16 protein-coding genes are annotated in these 18,157 nt (G+C 63.7%); 11 read left to right on the top strand and 5 right to left on the bottom strand.

Annotated elements, in window-relative coordinates; translation table 11 throughout:
- Positions 1–21 precede the first annotated feature (21 nt).
- Positions 22–708, bottom strand: a complete 687-nt coding sequence (locus GRI42_RS02065) for a CDP-alcohol phosphatidyltransferase family protein (protein ID WP_160606401.1) — start codon at positions 706–708, stop codon at positions 22–24.
- Positions 709–806: 98 nt separating this feature from the next.
- Positions 807–2,198, bottom strand: a complete 1,392-nt coding sequence (locus tag GRI42_RS02060) for a DEAD/DEAH box helicase (protein ID WP_160606400.1) — start codon at positions 2,196–2,198, stop codon at positions 807–809.
- 318 nt (positions 2,199–2,516) lie between these two features.
- Between GRI42_RS02060 and GRI42_RS02055 the strand changes: the two genes are divergently transcribed.
- Positions 2,517–3,587: an MBL fold metallo-hydrolase gene (locus tag GRI42_RS02055; protein WP_160606399.1), complete on the top strand. Its 1,071-nt coding sequence runs from the start codon at positions 2,517–2,519 to the stop codon at positions 3,585–3,587.
- Between the two features lie 64 nt (positions 3,588–3,651).
- Here the strand turns inward: GRI42_RS02055 and GRI42_RS02050 are convergent, their stop codons facing one another.
- On the bottom strand, positions 3,652–3,876 hold the full coding sequence (locus GRI42_RS02050; RefSeq protein ID WP_160606398.1) for a tautomerase family protein: 225 nt from the start codon (positions 3,874–3,876) through the stop codon (positions 3,652–3,654).
- Between the two features lie 150 nt (positions 3,877–4,026).
- On the opposite strand from GRI42_RS02050, the gene GRI42_RS02045 reads away from it, so the two are divergent.
- A complete protein-coding gene (locus GRI42_RS02045) occupies positions 4,027–5,607 on the top strand; it encodes a winged helix-turn-helix domain-containing tetratricopeptide repeat protein (RefSeq protein WP_160606397.1) in 1,581 nt (526 codons plus the stop codon).
- A gap of 15 nt (positions 5,608–5,622) precedes the next feature.
- The gene (locus tag GRI42_RS02040; protein ID WP_160606396.1) at positions 5,623–6,864 is read left to right on the top strand and encodes a hypothetical protein; all 1,242 of its coding nucleotides are present in this window, start codon (positions 5,623–5,625) and stop codon (positions 6,862–6,864) included.
- On the opposite strand, the gene pgi is transcribed toward GRI42_RS02040, so the two are convergent.
- Entirely contained in the window at positions 6,861–8,444 is a 1,584-nt protein-coding gene (pgi, locus tag GRI42_RS02035) for a glucose-6-phosphate isomerase (protein WP_160606395.1), read from the bottom strand. The genes GRI42_RS02040 and pgi overlap by 4 nt on opposite strands.
- 53 nt (positions 8,445–8,497) lie before the next feature.
- Here pgi and lepB point away from each other — a divergent pair, with 53 nt between their 5' ends.
- From lepB to GRI42_RS02005, 6 genes are all read left to right on the top strand, one after another.
- Positions 8,498–9,397, top strand: coding sequence for a signal peptidase I (gene lepB, locus GRI42_RS02030; RefSeq protein WP_160606394.1), 900 nt, complete (start codon positions 8,498–8,500; stop codon positions 9,395–9,397).
- A complete protein-coding gene (gene rnc / locus GRI42_RS02025) occupies positions 9,394–10,065 on the top strand; it encodes a ribonuclease III (protein ID WP_160606393.1) in 672 nt (223 codons plus the stop codon). Before lepB ends, rnc begins: the two co-directional genes overlap by 4 nt.
- Entirely contained in the window at positions 10,062–10,967 is a 906-nt protein-coding gene (gene era / locus GRI42_RS02020) for a GTPase Era (protein WP_160606392.1), read from the top strand. Before rnc ends, era begins: the two co-directional genes overlap by 4 nt.
- Positions 10,968–11,045: 78 nt before the next feature.
- Positions 11,046–11,318 (top strand): hypothetical protein, encoded by a 273-nt coding sequence (locus GRI42_RS02015; protein ID WP_160606391.1) that lies wholly within the window; start codon positions 11,046–11,048, stop codon positions 11,316–11,318.
- 178 nt (positions 11,319–11,496) lie between these two features.
- Positions 11,497–12,750, top strand: a complete 1,254-nt coding sequence (locus GRI42_RS02010; RefSeq protein ID WP_160606390.1) for an MgtC/SapB family protein — start codon at positions 11,497–11,499, stop codon at positions 12,748–12,750.
- An 18-nt stretch (positions 12,751–12,768) separates the two neighbouring features.
- Positions 12,769–14,367, top strand: coding sequence for a phospholipase D family protein (locus GRI42_RS02005; RefSeq protein WP_160606389.1), 1,599 nt, complete (start codon positions 12,769–12,771; stop codon positions 14,365–14,367).
- 25 nt (positions 14,368–14,392) lie between these two features.
- On the opposite strand, the gene topA is transcribed toward GRI42_RS02005, so the two are convergent.
- Positions 14,393–16,933 carry a type I DNA topoisomerase gene (gene topA / locus GRI42_RS02000; RefSeq protein ID WP_160606388.1) on the bottom strand — a complete coding sequence of 847 codons (2,541 nt, stop codon included), beginning with the start codon at positions 16,931–16,933 and terminating at the stop codon, positions 14,393–14,395.
- 100 nt (positions 16,934–17,033) lie between these two features.
- On the opposite strand from topA, the gene GRI42_RS01995 reads away from it, so the two are divergent.
- Both GRI42_RS01995 and GRI42_RS01990 read left to right on the top strand, forming a co-directional pair.
- The gene (locus GRI42_RS01995) at positions 17,034–17,636 is read left to right on the top strand and encodes a hypothetical protein (RefSeq protein ID WP_160606387.1); all 603 of its coding nucleotides are present in this window, start codon (positions 17,034–17,036) and stop codon (positions 17,634–17,636) included.
- Positions 17,637–17,761: 125 nt separating this feature from the next.
- Positions 17,762–18,142, top strand: a complete 381-nt coding sequence (locus GRI42_RS01990; protein WP_160606386.1) for a hypothetical protein — start codon at positions 17,762–17,764, stop codon at positions 18,140–18,142.
- Positions 18,143–18,157 lie beyond the last annotated feature (15 nt).

Below are 18,157 nucleotides of genomic sequence, written 5' to 3'. Positions count from 1 at the left end.
TCAATTGCGATTTTATCGCTCTTAGTTGCGGGGAGGCTCTTCCACCGCCAGTCGCCCGGCGACCTGCGCGGTCTGCAGAACAAAGAGACCGACGAGGATGCACCCCACCACCCCGACGAAGAGATCGAAGCCGTTGAGATGCCAGACAACCGGCGCCTCCGGCCCGGCGTAATACATGACGAGTGTCAGCGCGATCAGGACCAACCTCAGCTCGGTCGGGCCAGCATTCATGTAGGACAAGCGCAATTCGCCGAGCACGCGCACCGACAGGAAAGCGTGGATCGACATGAGCAGGTATCCTGCCAATGCGACCAGTGCGACTTCCAGCTGCACGTACGGACTAAGGCCGATCCCTACGACCAGCAGCGTGGTGGCGAGGCCATCGCAGCTGTGGTCGAGGAAATAGCCGTAGCGCGGCCGCTCGATCTTGCGGAAGCGGGCCACGCTCCCGTCGAGTGAATCCCCGAACCAGTGGACCACGTAGCCTGCGACGCACAGCCACAGCCAGTCGCGATCGGCATTGCTGCCGAGATATCCGGCGAACACCATGAGGGCGCCGAACATGCCGAAGGCGGTCAGCATATCGGGCGACACGCGCCGCGGGAGCCTCGCGCACAGCCAGTTGAGTGCGCGCCGTTCCACACGGGCGACGAGGTTTTCCTGGATTCGGTCGATCGGAGTGATCTTGGGTTTGAAGGCGGGTTCCATTGCGATCCTGCTTGCCCCCAAGAGGAATGAAGGCGCGCTAATGCGCCCGAACGGCTGAACTGTCCAGTAACTGGCGCGTTCCGCGCGCCGGTATCGGATCAGCGATTACCGCCACCCCCGCCCGGACGGCGATTGCGGCTGCGGTTGCGCGGGGGGCGCTTGCCCTGCGGCCGTCCGCCACCTGCTGCCGCGCCTTCGCGCTTGGGCGCGCCGGCACGGTTCGGGTGCTTGTTCTTCAGCTTCGGCTTGCGGTTCGCGGCATCGCCGGTCGGGCGCACCTTGGGCCGGGCCAGCTTCGGCTTCTGCTCGCGCTTGGTCGGGCCGACACCCTCCACCACCGCGCGGAAATTGTCCGGCAGCGGCAGGCGCTCGAACTCCGCATCGGTCTTCTTGCGGATGTCCTTGAGGTAATCGCGCTCGTCCTCGGCGCAGAAGGCGATCGCCACGCCGTCACGGCCAGCACGCGCGGTGCGGCCGATGCGGTGGACATACTGTTCCGGTACGTTGGGCAGTTCGTAATTGATAACGTGGCTGACGCCCGGAATGTCGATCCCGCGCGCGGCAACGTCGGTCGCGACCAGGATCGGGGTCTTGGCACGCTTGAACTCGTCGAGCGCGCGTTCGCGCTGCGGCTGGCTCTTGTTGCCGTGGATGGCATTGGCGGGAATGCCGGACTGGCCTAGCTTCTTCACCACGCGGTCGCAACCGTGCTTGGTACGCGCAAAGATCAGCACGCGCTCGAACTTGCCCGGCACCGGATGGCGTTCGGACAGGATCATCTCGAGCAGGGTCTGCTTCTCGTCCTGCTGGACCATGAAGAGATACTGGTCGATGCGCTCTGCCGTCGTGCTTTCGGGCGTCACGCTGACCTTGACCGGGTTGCGGCAGTACTTGCCCACCAGTTCCTGGATCTGCTTGGGCATGGTCGCGCTGAAGAACAGCGTCTGGCGGTCTTCGGGGACCAACTGGCTGATCCGGCGCAGCGCGTGGATGAAGCCGAGGTCGAGCATCTGGTCCGCTTCGTCGAGGACGAGGATTTCCACGCCGTCGAGCTTGAACGCCTTCTGGTCGATCAGGTCGAGCAGGCGGCCCGGGGTCGCGACGAGGATGTCGGTACCGCGGTGCAGCTTGTTGCGGTCCTTGTTGACCGAGGTACCGCCGACGATGGAATGGACCTTGAGACCGGCGAGCGCGCCGTAGTCCTTGGCGCTGTCGGCGATCTGGCCTGCCAGCTCGCGCGTCGGGGCAAGCACCAGCATGCGGCACGACTTGAACGGCGTCTGCCGGTCGGCCTCGCGAAGGTTGTCGATGCTCGGCAGCATGAAGGCCGCGGTCTTGCCGGTGCCGGTCTGCGCGATGCCGAGCAGGTCGCGGCCTTCCAGAACGCGCGGGATGGCCTGCGCCTGGATAGGCGTCGGTTCAGTATAGCCCTTCATGTCGAGGGCCTGGAGGACGGGCTGCGAAAGCCCGAGGTCGGTGAACTGTGTCATGTGTACTCGCAATATGCTTGCGGCGCGCAGACGGATGCCACTTGGAATCCGGGCGCGGCGCGGGTGTCAAACGACCCGCGTGAAAAGGGAAGTCCTTGGAAAATCAACGAGGCGCGGCCGGGGCAATGGATGTCTCTCACATCGCCGCTTCACGCTGGCTAGCGCGCTTCGATGGCGGCCATGTGGGGGCAGGAGGCACGAAAGTCAAAGTATTCCTGTCGCGCATAGCTTCGCGGGGTTCGAAGGCATCGCTTGCCCAGCCTTCGCAGATGGGGAATATTTCGCCGCTTCGGGGATAGAATTGGGCGAGCGGCACGGATGGCAAAGCGGATCGGATTGACAGTATTGGCGGTCGTGCTGGCAGCCCTTCTGCTCGGATGGATGTTTCAGCGGCAGGTGGGCGAGGCCCTGTTCGAACGGGCGGTTGCACAAAACCTGACGCGCGACACCGCGAGAGACCTGCCCGACGGCCTCCATGTCGGCTTGTGCGGGACCGGTTCGCCGCTCCCGAACCTCGAGCGTGCCGGCCCCTGCAACATCGTCGTGGCAGGCGACCGGCTGTTCGTGGTCGATATCGGCGAAGGCGGGGGAGAGACCCTGGGGCTGATGGGCTTCAATGCCGGTGACGTCCGCGCACTTTTCCTGACCCATTTCCACTCCGATCACATCGACGGTCTCGGTCCGCTGCAATTGTTTCACTGGACCCGGGGCGCCGCCCGGACACCGCTGCCTGTCTACGGTCCCGCAGGTGTCGAGGGCCTGGTGGAGGGGTTCACCGCTGCCTACGCGGCCGACAAGACCTATCGCATCGCGCATCACGGCGAGGTGGTAGCGCCGCCCACGGGTAGCGGCGGGACCGCCATGCCTTTCGAACTGCCGGCCTCCAGCGCGGTCGTGTATGACGAAGGCGGGCTGGTCGTCACCGCATTCCGCGTCGACCATTCCCCGGTCGAGCCTGCAGTCGGCTATCGCTTCGATTACAAGGGACGCTCGGCCTGTATCAGCGGCGACACTGTCAGGTCATCCAATCTCGAAGCGGTCTGCAAAGGGGTCGACCTGCTCGTGCATGAGGCGCTCCAGGCCACGCTCGTCGGCAAGATGGGCGATGCCATGGGCGAGCAAGGCAATGCCAATGCGGCACAGATCTTCGCCGATATCATGGATTATCACACGACCCCCAAGCAGGCGGCACAGAGCGCGGCAGCGAGCAGGGCAAAGATGCTGGTTCTCACCCACTTGGTCCCGCCCCTGCCCAGCACGATCCTCTATCCGGCCTTTCTCGAAGATGCGGACCAGCATTACGATGGCCCCATAATCGTGGGCGAGGACGGCATGCTGTTCTCGCTGCCTGCGGGAAGCAGCGAAATCGAACGCAGTCGCCAGCTTTGATGCGCCAAAAGAGGCCGCCCCATACGGGACGGCCTCTCTTCGGGACGGGTTGGCGGGCGCGCGGTCAGGCGGCCTTCTTGCCCGCAAGTGCGTGCACGTCGGCTGCTCCGAGCAGCTGGCCGCCGATGCCCCAGTCGCCCTGCTCGACTTCCATGATGCGGACCCAGGTCACGGGGCGCATGGCTTCGCCTTCGACTTCGACCATGGCTTCGGTCACCTTGCCGATGAGGTCCTTCTTCTGGTCGTCGGTGAAAACGTTCTTGATCACGTCGATGGTAACGAGCGGCATTGGTATTCTCCTTGGAAAGTATCGTTTCTTAAGTGTCGATCGGTCTGTTCCGATGACCTGTTGATACGTCCTGCCGCACCTCCATGCTTGACCTCGGCATGAAGATGTCTGACCTTTTCATGGAGATTTGCCGCAATCGGGGATGTTCGGATGGACGGACCAATACCCCGGGTCGTCAGCTTCGGAAGTTTCGAGCTCGATTCGCACGGATTCGAGCTGCGCCGCGATGGCGAACGCGTCCATGTCGAACCCCAGGTGCTCTCTCTCCTGCTACTCCTCGCGCAGAACAGCGACCGCATGGTGTCGAAGGACGAGATCATCGATGCCGTCTGGGATGGCCGTATCGTATCGGAATCGGCGGTAGCCGCACGAGTGAAGGCTGCGCGCAAGGCAGTGGGCGACAATGGCAAGGCGCAAAGCGTCATCCGCACGATTCACGGGCGCGGCTTCCGCTTCGTGGCCAGCGTTGAACAATCCCATGCCTCGACCTTGCCTGCAGCAGCGATTGCCCCGGAACCCGTGCAAACGACGGACGCCGTCCGCGATTTCCGCCCGTCCATCGCGGTGCTGCCGTTCGAGCTGACGGGGGAGCGCGGGTCGCACGATATCGTCGCCGACGCCCTGCCCGCGGATATCATCATGGACCTGGCACGGATCAACTGGCTGTTCGTGATCGCTCGCGGATCCAGTTTCCGGTTCCGCGGTGCCGACAGCGACCCGATCGCCGTGGGGAGAGCGCTCAAGGTCAATTATTGCTTGACCGGCGCCATCGAGAGGGCGGGCAGGACCGTCACCGTGCAGGTCGCGCTCGTCGACACCCGCGATGGCCGCAGCATCTGGTCCGAACGGTACTCCGGCCCGGTCGAGGACCTTCAGGGCCTACGCCCCGAGATAGAGCGCGGCGTGATCGAAAGCGTGCTCGTCCGGATCCCGCAGAACGAGGTGCGTCATGCCCGCGGGCTGCCCACCGCAGATCTCGACGCATGGGCGAGCTTCCACCTCGGCGTCGACCACATGTACCGGTTCAATCCGCAGGACAATGCTTCTGCAAGCCACCTGTTCAAAGTGGCACTCGAACGCGATCCCTACTTCTCGCGGGCAATGGCAGGCCTGTCGTTCACCCATTTCCAGAGCGCGTTCATGGCGTATGAAGACGACACCGAACGGCATGTCGAACAAGCCAGGCTGCTCGCCCAAAAAGCGGTGGAGACCGACCGGCTCGATCCGTTCGGCCATTTCAGCCTGGGGCGCTGTTCATGGCTCGAGGGGCGACTGGACGACAGCATCGCATGGTTCGACAGCGCGACCAGCCTCAGCCCGAGCTTCGCGCAAGGCATCTACAACCGCGGACTCGTGGCGACGATTGCTGGCAAGGCCGAGCAGGCCGACCGCGACCTTGCGCTTGCCCTGGAACTCAGCCCGCTCGACCCGATGGCCTATGCGATGATCTCCAGCCGTGCGCTCACGCATCTCCAGTTCGGCGATATCGGGAAGGCAGCCGAATTCGGCGAGCGGGCCGCCCTTACCCCCGGCGCCCACAAGCATATCAAGCTGATCGCCGCAGTAACGGCGCACCTTGCGGGGGACAAGGACAAGGCCGCCGAATGGCTGGCCCACACTCTCCGCGATGATCCGGACCTGAGTACCGAAAGCTTTTTCCGCGCCTTCCCCTTCCCGGAAGACGCACCGCGCGAAACGCTGGAGCGTGCGATGCGCGCCCTTGGCATTTAGGGGACTGCCGAAAACATGAAGAACGAACTGCTGCGCCGCCTTGCCGGACCGGGCCTGATCTTTACCGGTGCGGCGATCGGGACATCGCACCTCGTCCAATCAACCCGCGCAGGAGCCATGTTCGGCCTTGCGCTGGTCGTCGTCATCGTATTCGCCAATGTGCTCAAGTACCCGGCCTACCGCTTTGGCGTCGATTTCGCCCATGCGCGCGGTCGTTCGCTGCTTACCGGATACCGTGAGCTTGGAAACTGGGCGCTGATCCTGTTCCTGCTGCTGGTCACGCCGCTGGTGCCGATCATCTGGGCGGCGCTGGGGGCGGCGACGGCGGGCATCCTGACAGTGATCGTAGGTCCGGTCGCACCGATTCCGGTCCTTGCAGCCGCCGTTATTCTCGCAGCCACGGCTCTGCTGCTTATCGGCGGCTACAGCCTGCTGGACCGGGTGAACGCTTGGCTGCTCGCCTTCCTGACTATCGCAACACTCATTACCACCGCGACGGTCCTGCCGCAGGTGCAGTGGGCCACGCTGGTCGACTTCAGCTGGACCCGCGAGGCAGCGGCGCTGCTGTTCATCGTCGCGCTGGCGGGCTTCATGCCCAATCCGATGGACGTTTCTGTCGCGCTGTCGCTGTGGAAGGTCGAGGGCGACCGGCAATTGCCGCAAGGCGCGCACCCGCCCCTCTCGGCAGCGCGCAGCGGCTTCCTGTGGCCCTATGTGCTGACGGCGTTCATGGCGGTGTGTTTCTGCATCATGGGCGCGGGCGTCATGCACCCCGACGGTATCGCTCCCCTGCCCGACGCGCCCGGTTTCGCCGACCAGCTCGTCGGCCTCTATCGCGCCGCGCTGGGGGAATGGGCCGCATTGCTCGCCGCCTTGGCGGCACTGTCGGTCATGCTGACCACGGTGATCGCAGGGGTGGACGCCTATTCACGCATCGCGGCCGCCTCGCTGGCGATCTTCCAGCAGCGCGAAGACGTGTCCTACACCCGCCGCGAATATGCCGGTTTCTGCCTGCTGTTCGTAGTCATCGCGCTGGTGACGATCTTCACTCTGCTGCGGGACCTGACCGGCTTCCTCGACTTCGTGACCTCTGCCAGCTTCGTCATCGCCCCGGTCGTGGCGCTGCTCAACCACCTCGTGGTGACACGCTGCGAAATGCCGGCTGAAGCGCGCCCCGATGCGGTGATCAAGGCGTGGAACTGGATCGCGATCGCCGTGATGGGCGCCCTGGCGGCGATGTATTTTGCCCTGACCTAGTCGTTCAGCCCCGCAGCCGCGAGCAGGGCTTCGGTGCTGGCATCGAAGCTCTCGCCGCCCTGCTCGATCGCCTTGGCCATCTGCTTGCCCAGCTCCACCCCGAACTGGTCGAAGGGGTTGATGCCCATGAGGACGGCATTGGCGAAAGTGCGATGCTCGTGGAAGGCGATCAGCGCGCCCAGCGTGGCCGCGTCGAGATCGTCGCACAGAATCGTGGCGCTAGGGCGATCGCCCGGGTAATTGCGTGCCGGGTCCTCGCCCTTCTTGCCGGTCATCAACGCTGCGCCTTGGCCAAAGCAGTTCATCAGCAGGATGCGGTGGTGCGCCGGGTCGAGATCGTCACCCGGACCGATGCTGGCGATGAAGTCCACGGGGATGAGGTGCGTGCCCTGGTGCAGCAGCTGGAACACGGCGTGCTGCGCATCGGTGCCTACCCCGCCCCAGGTAATCGGCGCGGTCGGGCCATCGACCGGCTTCATGTCGGCGGTCACGCGTTTGCCGTTCGATTCCATCTCCAGCTGCTGGAGGTAATCGGGGAACAGGCCCAGCCGCTCGTCATAGGCGAAGACCGCACGGGTCTGGCAGCCGCGCACGCGCGCATAATAGAGGTCGGCAAAGGCAGCGCGCAGGACGAGATTGTCGCGCCCGTCGGTATCGCGGAAATGCCGGTCGACCGCCGCAGCGCCTGCCAGCATCTGGCGGAAATCGTCCATGCCCACTGCCATCGCGATGGGGAAACCGATGCTCGACCAGATGGAATAGCGCCCGCCGACGCTTTCCTGGAACGGGAGGATGCGCGTTTCATCGACACCCCATTCGACGGCAGCCTCGGGGTTAGCGGTCAGCGCGATGACGCGCCCGCCCGGATCGGAGACGCCATTGTCGCGCAGCCATTTGAGCGCGCTTTCAGCGTTGGTCATCGTCTCGATGGTGGTGAAGGTCTTGCTGGCAACGGCAACCAGCGTTTTGGCCGGATCGCATTTGGCAAAGGCGGCCTCCAGCGCCACGCCGTCGATATTGGAGACAACATGGACGTCGCACAGCGACAGGTCGCGACTGAGGGCATCGACGCCCAGCGCAGGGCCCAGCGCGCTGCCGCCGATACCGATGTGGATCAGGTGATCGATTTCGCCGAATGCGCCCTGGTGGATGGCCTCTACCAGCATGCCCATGCGGTCGATCAGTGCGGCGGCTTCTTCGACCTTTGCCTCGTCGCCGACACCGCGCAGGGTGGCATGGTCGGCAGCGCGCCCTTCGGTGGGATTGACCACTTCACCCGCGAACAACTTTGCGCGCATCCCGGCAAAGTCCATCGCCTTTGCCAGCTGCTCGAAGATCTCGAGGACCGCCCGGTCGAGGTGCGTTTTCGACCAGTCGAACAGGATGCCGCCCGGCGCCATGGGATCGTCCGTGCCGTCCTCTGCCAGCTCCAGCCTGCCCGAGAGCATGGCGACGCGTTCTTCGCCGCCGGGTTCGTCCGCACCCTCGCCCCCGTCGCGGACCGTGCTGAAGAGTTCGAGCAGGGTCGGCTGCGGCAGTTCGTCGAGATCGCTCCACAGGTCGGCGGCGGTCTTGGTCATGGCTGGGCGAAAGTCCTTTCGTGGTCAGGCGTCAGCGACTAGGGAATGCGGCGATGAATGAGAACCCCGCAATCCGCGAAAACGCTACGGATACGAATACGGCCAAGCCGGAAGAAGAAGAGGAAAGCTGGGGCAGCTTCCTGGTATTCTGCCTCAAGCTGGTGCTGGTAGTGCTGATTTTCCGCACCTTCGTCGCCAGCTTTTTCACCATCCCTTCCGAGAGCATGATGCCGGGCCTGCGCACGGGCGATTACCTGATCGCGGCGAAGTGGCCTTACGGCTACAACGAGAATTCGCTGCCCCTTGGCCTGCCCGGGCCGAGCGAGCGGATCCTCGCCAGCCTGCCCGAACGGGGCGACGTGGTGATCTTCAAGCACCCGGTCGACCGCACCGATTACGTCAAGCGCGCGATCGGGCTGCCGGGCGACACGATCGCGGTGCAGGACGGACAGCTCATCCTCAATGGCGAGCCCGTGAAGCGCGAGGAAGCACGATATGCCGACATCCCGATGAGCGCGAACACCGCCTGCCGGTCGGACGGCGGGACGGTGATCGACAACCTCTGCCGCTATCGCCAGTTCCGCGAGACGCTGCCTTCGGGCAAGAGCTACATGACGCTCGATTTCGGGAATGTCGGCGCCCGGCCGCTACGCGATGCTGACGGCAATCTCATGGTCGGTGCCGACGGCCAGCCCATCCTGATCGATCCCGACAACACCGCACCCTTCGTGGTGCCGGCCGGCAAGGTCTTTGTGATGGGCGACAACCGCGACAATTCGCTCGACAGCCGCTTTCCTGCGATTAGCGGACAGGGTGTGGGCGTAATCGACCAGGAACTGCTGGTCGGACGGGCCGGCGTGGTGCTCTGGTCGACCGACGGAAGCGCAGAATGGCTGCTGCCCTGGACATGGTTCACTGCCGCACGATGGGACCGTATCGGAGAGGGCATTTGACCGGCCTGTCTCCCGAAACGCTCGCCTGGCTCGAGACGACCGGATTTACGGTGAAGGACGAGGCCTTATGGCGCGCGGCCCTGACCCACGGGAGCATGGGCGAAAAGAAGGACTACGAACGGCTCGAATTCCTCGGTGACCGCGTGCTCGGCCTGTCGATCGCCCAGTGGCTGTTCGACCGCAGCGAGGCGCCGGAAGGTAAGCTTGCCCAGCGCCTCAATGCCATCGTCAGCCGCGAGATGTGCGCCGGCGTGGCGCGCGGCATCGGACTTGCCGAGCATATCAGGATCAGCAAGCAGGCACGCGCCGACGGCGGGCGTGACAGCGACAACATCCTTGGCGACGTGATGGAATCGCTGCTGGGCGCGCAGTTCGTGGAAAACGGCTTCGAAGAGGCGCGCAAGCTCGTCCACCTGCTCTGGCGACCTGCACTGGAAAGCGGCGCAGGCGAACGCAAACACCCCAAGAGCGCGCTGCAGGAATGGGCTGCCGGCAATCGCCGCGCGCCGCCGGAATACGAGGTCATCGACCGTTCGGGTCCGGATCACGCGGCCCAGTTCACCGTGCGCGTCAAGGTACACAAGGTCGGCGAGGCGGAAGCCACTGCCGGCAGCAAGGGCGAGGCCGAGAAAGCCGCCGCCGCAGCATTCATGGAGAAATACGCGTGAGCGATACCCCCACCACCCGTTGCGGCGTCGTCGCCGTGCTGGGCGCGCCCAATGCCGGCAAGTCGACGCTGGTGAACCAGCTTGTCGGGCAGAAGGTCGCGATCACCTCCGCCAAGGCGCAGACCACCCGCGCACGCATGATGGGTATCGCGCTGCAGGGCGATACGCAGATGATCCTGGTCGACACGCCCGGCATCTTCGCGCCCAAGCGCCGGCTCGACCGCGCCATGGTCAGCGCGGCCTGGGAAGGCGCCGAGGCGGCCGATGCCGTGCTTCTGCTCGTCGATCCGATCAAGCAGCGGCGACACGAACTCGAACCGCTGATCGAACAGATCGCTGCACGGCCCGAACGCAAGATACTGGTGCTCAACAAGGTCGACCGGGCGAAGAAGGAACCGCTGCTCGCTCTGGCGCAGGAATTGAGCGCAAAGGTCGAGTTTGCGGACGTGTTTTTCGTTTCCGCCCTGACCGGTGATGGCGTGCCCGAAATGAAGGAAGCGCTTGCGGCGCTGATGCCGGAAGGTCCGTGGATGTATCCCGAAGACCAAGTCTCCGATGCATCGGAACGCCTGCTGGCAACCGAGATCACGCGCGAACAGCTGTACAAGCAGCTGCACGAGGAATTGCCCTACGACAGCGCGGTTCGCCCGGAAAAATACATCCAGCGTCCCGATGGCAGCGTCGAAATCCACCAGCAGATCGTGGTGATGCGCGACAACCAGCGCGCGATCGTCCTCGGCAAGGGTGGCAGCCGGATCAAGGCTATCGGCGAGGCAGCCCGCAAGGAATTGTCCGAATTGCTGGGCCAGAAGGTCCACCTCTTCCTCCACGTGAAGGCCGACGAACGCTGGACGGAGGACAAGGAAATGTTCGAGGAAATGGGCCTCGACTGGGTGCGCTGACGCCTTCTCCTTGCATTCACGCGAACGTGGTATCTCCTCTTCGCCCCATGGTGGGCCGATTAGGGGAGGACCGCTCAGATGTTTCAGGACATGTTCGGGGAATTCACGACCGGAAAGGTCGGCCGCGGGAAGTTTTTTCTGCTTACACTTGGCCTCGGCCTGATTCTGATCGTCTTCGCCATGACGATTGGCGGCGGCATCGGCGTGTTCGAGCGGCTTGGCGGTACGGCTGAGACGCCCGGTGTCCAGCCACTTGCCCTCGGTACCCTGCTGGCCTTCTTTGCCGCCGGTATCGTCGTGGCGATCGGTCAGCTCAACCTGATCGGCAAGAGAGCGCGCGACATCGGCTGACCGGCGCTGCTGCTGGTCATCGTGTACCTGTTCCTCGTCCCGCTGAACTGGATCATTCTGGCAGTCATGTCCGGCAAGCAGGATGCCGGCGCCTAAGCCACGCTGCTTGCGCTGAGGCTCAGGCACTGACATTCCTGTCCGTGGCACTTTTGCCGCTGGTCGAGGGGATGGGACAGGCTTGAGCTGGGGGAATGAAGCCCTTGCACTGGGCGCGGCGCTGGCCGTCGGCCTGCTCGTCGGAATCGAGCGCGGCTGGAAGCTGCGCGAGGCCGAAGATGGTCAGCGCGTTGCCGGGATCCGCACTTTCACCCTGCTTGCCCTGGCCGCAGGTCTCGCCGGCCTGGTCGCGGCATCCGGGCAGCCCGTCGGCGGAGGTGTCGTTCTGGCGGGCGCGGCAGCCATCGTCGCCATCGGTTACTCCCGCTCCAGCCTTGCGGACGGAAAGCCAGACGCGACCTCGGCAGTGGCTGCGATGGTCACGCTCGGTCTCGGCTTTCTCGCCGGAACCGGCGAGCCGGCGCTGGCTGTGGCAGGAGGCGCGGTCTTGACGGCAGTGCTCGCGCTGAGAACCGAGGTCCATCGCTGGGTCGGCGCGCTCGATGCAGCCGATATCAAGGCTTTCGCCCGCTATGCGGTCATCGCGCTCGCCGTCTTCCCCTTCCTGCCCGAGGGCCGCTTCGGTCCCTATGATGCCTGGGAGCCTCAGACCCTTTGGCTGGTGGTCATCATCGTCACCGGTTTTTCCTTTGCAGGCTACGTCGCCAACCGGCTGTTCGGTGCGCGCAAGGGCACCATCGCGACCGCGATCATCGGCGGGGCTTATAGCTCGACCGCCGTGACCCATTCCTTCGCCCAGAAAATCGGCGCAGGTTCTGGTGGTGGGGCAGAGAACGCGGGCATCGCACTGGCGAGCGCGGTCATGTACTTGCGCGTCATTGTGCTTGTGGCGCTGCTGGCAACCAGCCTGCTGCCCCATTTCGTTCTGGTTGTCGCACCCGCTCTGATCGTCGGTTTCGGGGTCGCCTACTTGCTCTACCGCAAGGCACCCAGCAGCACCGGCCCCGCCCCGCCCGGCAACCCGATCGCGCTGCTGCCTGCGCTGACCTTCGTCACCTTTGTCGCCGTAGCGGCCGTGGCAGCGCGCTGGGCGCAAAGCGAGTTCGGCGAACAGGGAATCGCCATCCTGCTGCTGCTCATGGGCAGCATGGATGTCGACGCGGCAATCGTCACTGCCGGAGGGCTGGAGCCGGGCACGATCGCACCGGAGCTGGCAGCGCTGGCCATCGCGGGCACCATCCTTGCCAACATGGCAGTGAAGCTCGGTGTCACGCTCGTCTACGGCAAGCGTGAGGCTCGCCCTGCCGCCATTGCGCTGGGTGCAAGCATGGTAGCCTTGGCGGTCAGCCTGACAGTCGGCTATCTGGGACTTTAGGGTCGGGTTGACCGGGTCATGGGCAAGGAAAGCCGCGAACCGGGGAAAGGCAGGTCCAGGCTGGCCAGTATCGCGATAGTCCTCGTCTCGATAATCACTGCCCTGGCGGTGCTCGGGCTGGTCCTGAAACTCGCCAATCCGCTGCCATCGCGTGACCTGTTTCCTGCCGATGCAGCCGTTACCACCACTGACAGCGTCCTTGCCGAACGCTTGGCCGGACATGCCGCGACGCAGCCCGGTAAGTCGGGTGTCATGCTCCTCGGCACGGGCCTCGACGCCTTTGCCATGCGCGCCGCCATGGTTCGCAAGTCCGAACGCACCATCGATGCCCAGTACTATATCTGGGAAGACGATCTGTCGGGCTCGATGCTGCTGGCGGAGATCGTCCGCGCCGCCGATCGCGGTGTAAGGGTACGCCTGCTGATAGACGACAATCCCACCGCCGGCCTCGACCCGATGTGGGCTGCGGTGGTCACGCATCCGCGGATCGACGTGCGGATTTTCAATCCGATGACCATTCGCAAGCCGCGCGGCATCAACTACCTGTTCGACTTTCCCCGCCTGAACCGCCGGATGCATAACAAGTCGCTGACTGTCGACGACGCGATCACGGTGGTCGGCGGGCGCAATGTCGGCGACGTCTATTTCGGTGCGGCAAGCGAACGGCTGTTCATCGACCTAGACGCCTTCGCCATCGGTTCGGTGGTCCCGCAGGTCGCGGCCGAATTCCAGCGTTACTGGGCCAGCGAAGCCTCCTACCCCGCGGAACTGATCCTTGACGGGGTCGAGGACCGCATGATCGAAAACTGGCGCAATCCCCGGCACGCGGACAGCGACCTGGCAAGCGCCTATGCCGCCGCTGCTACGGATGCCTTCGCCAGCCTGGAGCGCACGATGCGCGATGGCGGCTTTACATGGGCGGAAATCGAGCTGCTGGCCGATGATCCGCGCAAGGCAGCAGGCCCCATTCCCGAAGAGGACCTGCTTGCAGCGCATCTCGCGCCGATTATCGCGGATGCGCAGACACGGTTCGACTTGCTTTCGGGCTACTTCGTGCCTGCCGAGCGCGGCACCGATATGCTGGCGGACCTTGCCCGGAGGGGAGTAGAGACGCGGATCGTCACCAACAGCATCGGCGTAACCGACGTGCCGATCGTGAATGCGGGATATATCCCGAACAGGAAGCCGCTGGTCGATGCCGGGGTCGAACTCTACGAAGCGCGGCCTCATGGCGATGACGCTCGGCTCGAAATGAAGGCGCTGGGCACGTCACGCTTCAGCGGCGGCGGGGAGAGCCTGCACGCCAAGACCTTCGCCATCGACGGCAAGCGCCTGTTCGTCGGCTCCTTCAATTTCGATCCGCGCAGTGCCCTGCTCAATTGCGAGATGGGCTTCGTGATCGACGCTCCGGAACTGGCGTCGGAAATGGTGGCGCGGCTCGACCAGCGCCTTCCCGCCAACGCTTATCGCGTCAGCGCGGACGAGGACGGCGGGCTGACCTGGACCGTATCCGACAGGGATCCGCCAAAGGTCCACACGACCGAACCCGGTACCAGCGCATTCAGCCGCTTCGTCGTCCGGGGGCTGTCGAAGCTCCCGATCGCCTGGCTCCTCTAGGAAGAGCGCGCCAGCAAGTCCGGCGCTAGTCCTTCGCCGAGGCCTTTTTCTTGGGCGCTGCCTTCTTCTTCGGGGCGGCTTTTTTGCGCCCCTTCTTCTTGGCCGGTCCCTTGGCTGCGCGGGCATCGATCAGCGCGATGGCCTGTTCCTCGGTCACGTCCTCGGGCTTCACGTCCTTGGGGATCGTCGCGTTGGTCGTACCGTCGGTGACATAGGGGCCATAGCGGCCCGGCATGACCTTGATCTCGCCGCCGCTGGTCGGGTGCGCGCCCAGCGTCTTGATCGGTTCCGCCTTGCCGCGTGCGCCGCCTTTTCGGTTAGCCGCCTCGGACAGGATCGCCACAGCACGGTTCATGCCGACTTCGAACACTTCGCGGGTCGAGGTCAGCTTTCCGTATTTTCCATCATGACGAAGATATGGCCCGTAACGCCCTATATTCGCTTCGATTTCCTTGCCGGTTTCCGGATGCGCACCGACGATGCGCGGCAGGGCGAGCAGCTTGAGTGCCCACTCCAGATCGAAATCGTCGAGGTCCTTGGGAATGCTCGCCCGCTTGGCGTCCTTGCCCTCGCCAAGCTGGACGTACGGCCCGAAGCGGCCGGTCTTGCGTTCGACCGGAAGGCCGGTTTCCGGATCTTCGCCCAGCACCGCGTCCTGGCCGCCGTCTTCACCCTCGCTACCGGGCTTGGCGAACTGGCGGGTGAACTTGCACTCGGGATAGTTGGCACAGGCGACGAAAGCGCCATAACGACCACCGCGCAGGGCTAGCCTGCCGCCATCGCGCCCCTCGGTTTCACAGAGCGGGCAATGGCGCGGGTCCTTGCCGTCGGCGCGTTCGGGGAAAAGGTAGTCGGCGAGGAAGTCGTCGAGCACCTCGGTCACTTCAGACGGCTTCTTGTCCATGACCTCTTCGGTCTTGGGCTTGAAATCGCGCCAGAAGGCCTCGAGCAGCTGCTTCCAGTCCTCGCGCCCGTCGGACACCGTATCGAGCTCTTCCTCGAGCCCGGCCGTATAATCGAACGCGACATATTGCGGGAAGAAACGTTCCAGAAATGCTGTCAGGAGTCGGCCCGATTCCTCTGCAAAGAAACGGTTTTTCTCCATCCTGACGTAATTGCGGTCGCGGATGGTCTGGATAGTGCTGGCATAGGTCGACGGACGCCCGATACCGAGCTCTTCCAGCTTCTTGACCAGGCTCGCCTCGGAATAGCGGGGCGGCGGCTGGGTGAAATGCTGGTTCGCCTCGACCGCCTTCTTGGCCGGGGCATCGCCCTTGTTCACTACCGGCAGCAGGCCGTCTTCGTCGTCGTCCTTGTCGTCGAAGCCTTCCTGGTAGACTGCGAAATAGCCCGGGAACTTCACCACCTGGCCGGTCGCGCGAAGCTCGTGCTTGCCGGTTCCATCACGCAGGGTGATGGTGGTGCGTTCGAGCTGCGCGGCGGCCATCTGGCTCGCCATCGCGCGCTTGAAGATCAGGTCGTAAAGCTTGCCCTCGTCTCCCGAGCCCGCGCGGTCGCGGTTGAAATCGGTGGGACGGATCGCTTCGTGGGCTTCCTGCGCATTCTTGGCCTTGGTCGAATAGAACCGCGGCTTGTCGGGCAGGTAATAGGCATCGTAGCGATCGGCGATGGCCTTGCGGCAGGCATTGATGGCGCTGCCGTCCATCTGCACGCCGTCGGTACGCATGTAGGTGATGGCACCCGCCTCGTAGAGCGACTGGGCGAGGCGCATCGTGTGGCTGGCCGAAAAGCCCAGCTTGCGGGCGGCTTCCTGCTGCAGCGTCGAGGTGGTGAACGGTGGCGCGGGATTGCGCTTCAGCGGCTTCGTTTCGATATCCTCGACCGTGAAGCGCGCATCCTCGACCGCCTTCTTGGCGGCCTTGGCGCTGCCTTCGTTACCGAGAGTCAGCTTGTCGAGTTTCTGCCCGTCGACCTTGACCAGCCGGGCGTCGAACTGCGTCCCGTCCTGCTCCAGCTTGGCGATGACTGACCAGTATTCGTCGGCCTTGAAGTGCTCGATCTCGATCTCGCGGTCGACGATGATGCGCAGCGCCACCGACTGCACGCGGCCCGCGCTCTTCGCGCCGGGAAGGCGGCGCCAGAGGACCGGCGAAAGTGTGAAACCGTAGAGATAATCCAGCGCGCGGCGGGCGAGATATGCGTCGATCAGCGGCTGGTCGAGCTCGCGCGGGGCCTTCATCGCATCGGTCACCGCCTGCTTGGTGATGGCGTTGAAAGTCACGCGGTCGACTTCCTTGGGCAGCGCCTTGCGCTTGGCCAGCAGTTCGCGAACGTGCCACGAAATCGCCTCCCCCTCGCGATCGGGGTCGGTGGCGAGGATCAGGCGATCCGCCTTCTTGGCGTTGTCGGCGATTTCCTTGAACCGGCTCTGCTTGTCCCGGTAGAGTTCCCAGTCCATCGCGAAATCCTCGTCCGGACGCACGCTGCCATCCTTGGGCGGCAGGTCGCGGACATGGCCGTAGGAGGCGAGGACCTTGAAATCCTTGCCGAGGTATTTCTCGATGGTTTTCGCCTTGGCCGGCGATTCTACGATGACCAGTTGCATGGGGGTAAATTCGGTCCCTTACGTGTACGTATGCGTATACGCGCGAAAATGGGGGCCGGGTTCGGAAGGCGTCAAGCGGGTTTCGAATGGGTGAGAGCGCATGGCAGCTAACGACCCGTTTGCGGACATTCAGGATTTCACTATCCTGAGACCGATGCGACCCGCTTTTTTCCTTGCGATTCTCGCTCTTGGCGCGGCCGGATGCTCTGACCAAAACTTGCTAGGCGAGGAAGTCTGGAGCGATGAGCGGCTCGCTCAGGCCGATGTAGGCTTCGGTTGGAACTTCGAGGTGGAAAGCGAGGAGTCTCCCTCAAGGACCCTCAATGTCTTAATTCACCCCGACAACTCCTACCAGATTGAGATCATCGGATACCGGAACGAAACCCCACCAGAAACTCTCAGTCGCGCTGACGGCAAGCTTCTCCCCATTACCGCCAATCGATTACGTCGAAGTTTAGCGCGTCTTCGTTCCGACAACGCACAAGACCTCTTTACTTCCATGCCCGGATGCCCCGAACGGCTTCATCCTGCTATCGAATACTACGTGGGATTTGAAAGTGGCGAAAAGTCCGCTTTGACCGTGCTCGATCCCCAATGCGAAACGCCCGAGACCGTTGAAGGGCGTCGAATAATTGCAGAGGCAATAGGGGTATTCCCACAAGTGGATCGCACAAAGGTGTTAGCTGGATCGGTTGAACTCTGACGGCAGATTCCCACCCCAGTTCATGAAGGATTTTCCGAGTTATCGATGTGACAGGAGCCGACAGTCAGCTAACGACCCGATTGCGGACGTTCGAGTGGCGAATTAGTGTCAGACAGGAGGCATGAATGTCGCAAGACGACCGTATGAATTCCGCTGCAAACGATTGGGAAGCTGACCCATGGGACGCTTCCGACGAAATAGCGGACGCCCAACTCGCCGGTTTTCTAGAAAGAGCGACAAAGCCCATTCGCTGGGCATCGATAAGACAAGCTGGATCGTCGGTGTTTGGTATCGAAAGAGAAAAGCTGACAGGATACGATGTCGAGTATTATGCCACGGAAAATGGCGAAGACCTGTTGCTGATGCAGCTGGCGTGGCATGGCTTTCCCGACCCGCCAGAGTGGCGGTTGTCGAGCCGACCATCTGGCAGCGAAAATTCCTGGCAATCATGGGGTTATTTCGCCGATTTACCAAAGAATTGGCGGCTGGAACCGAACGGCAGCTAGCCACCCCAATTGCTG

The sequence above is a fragment of the Qipengyuania gaetbuli genome (genome assembly GCF_009827315.1).
Lineage (GTDB): Bacteria > Pseudomonadota > Alphaproteobacteria > Sphingomonadales > Sphingomonadaceae > Qipengyuania > Qipengyuania gaetbuli.
This window is presented reverse-complemented; position numbering and strand designations above follow the sequence as displayed.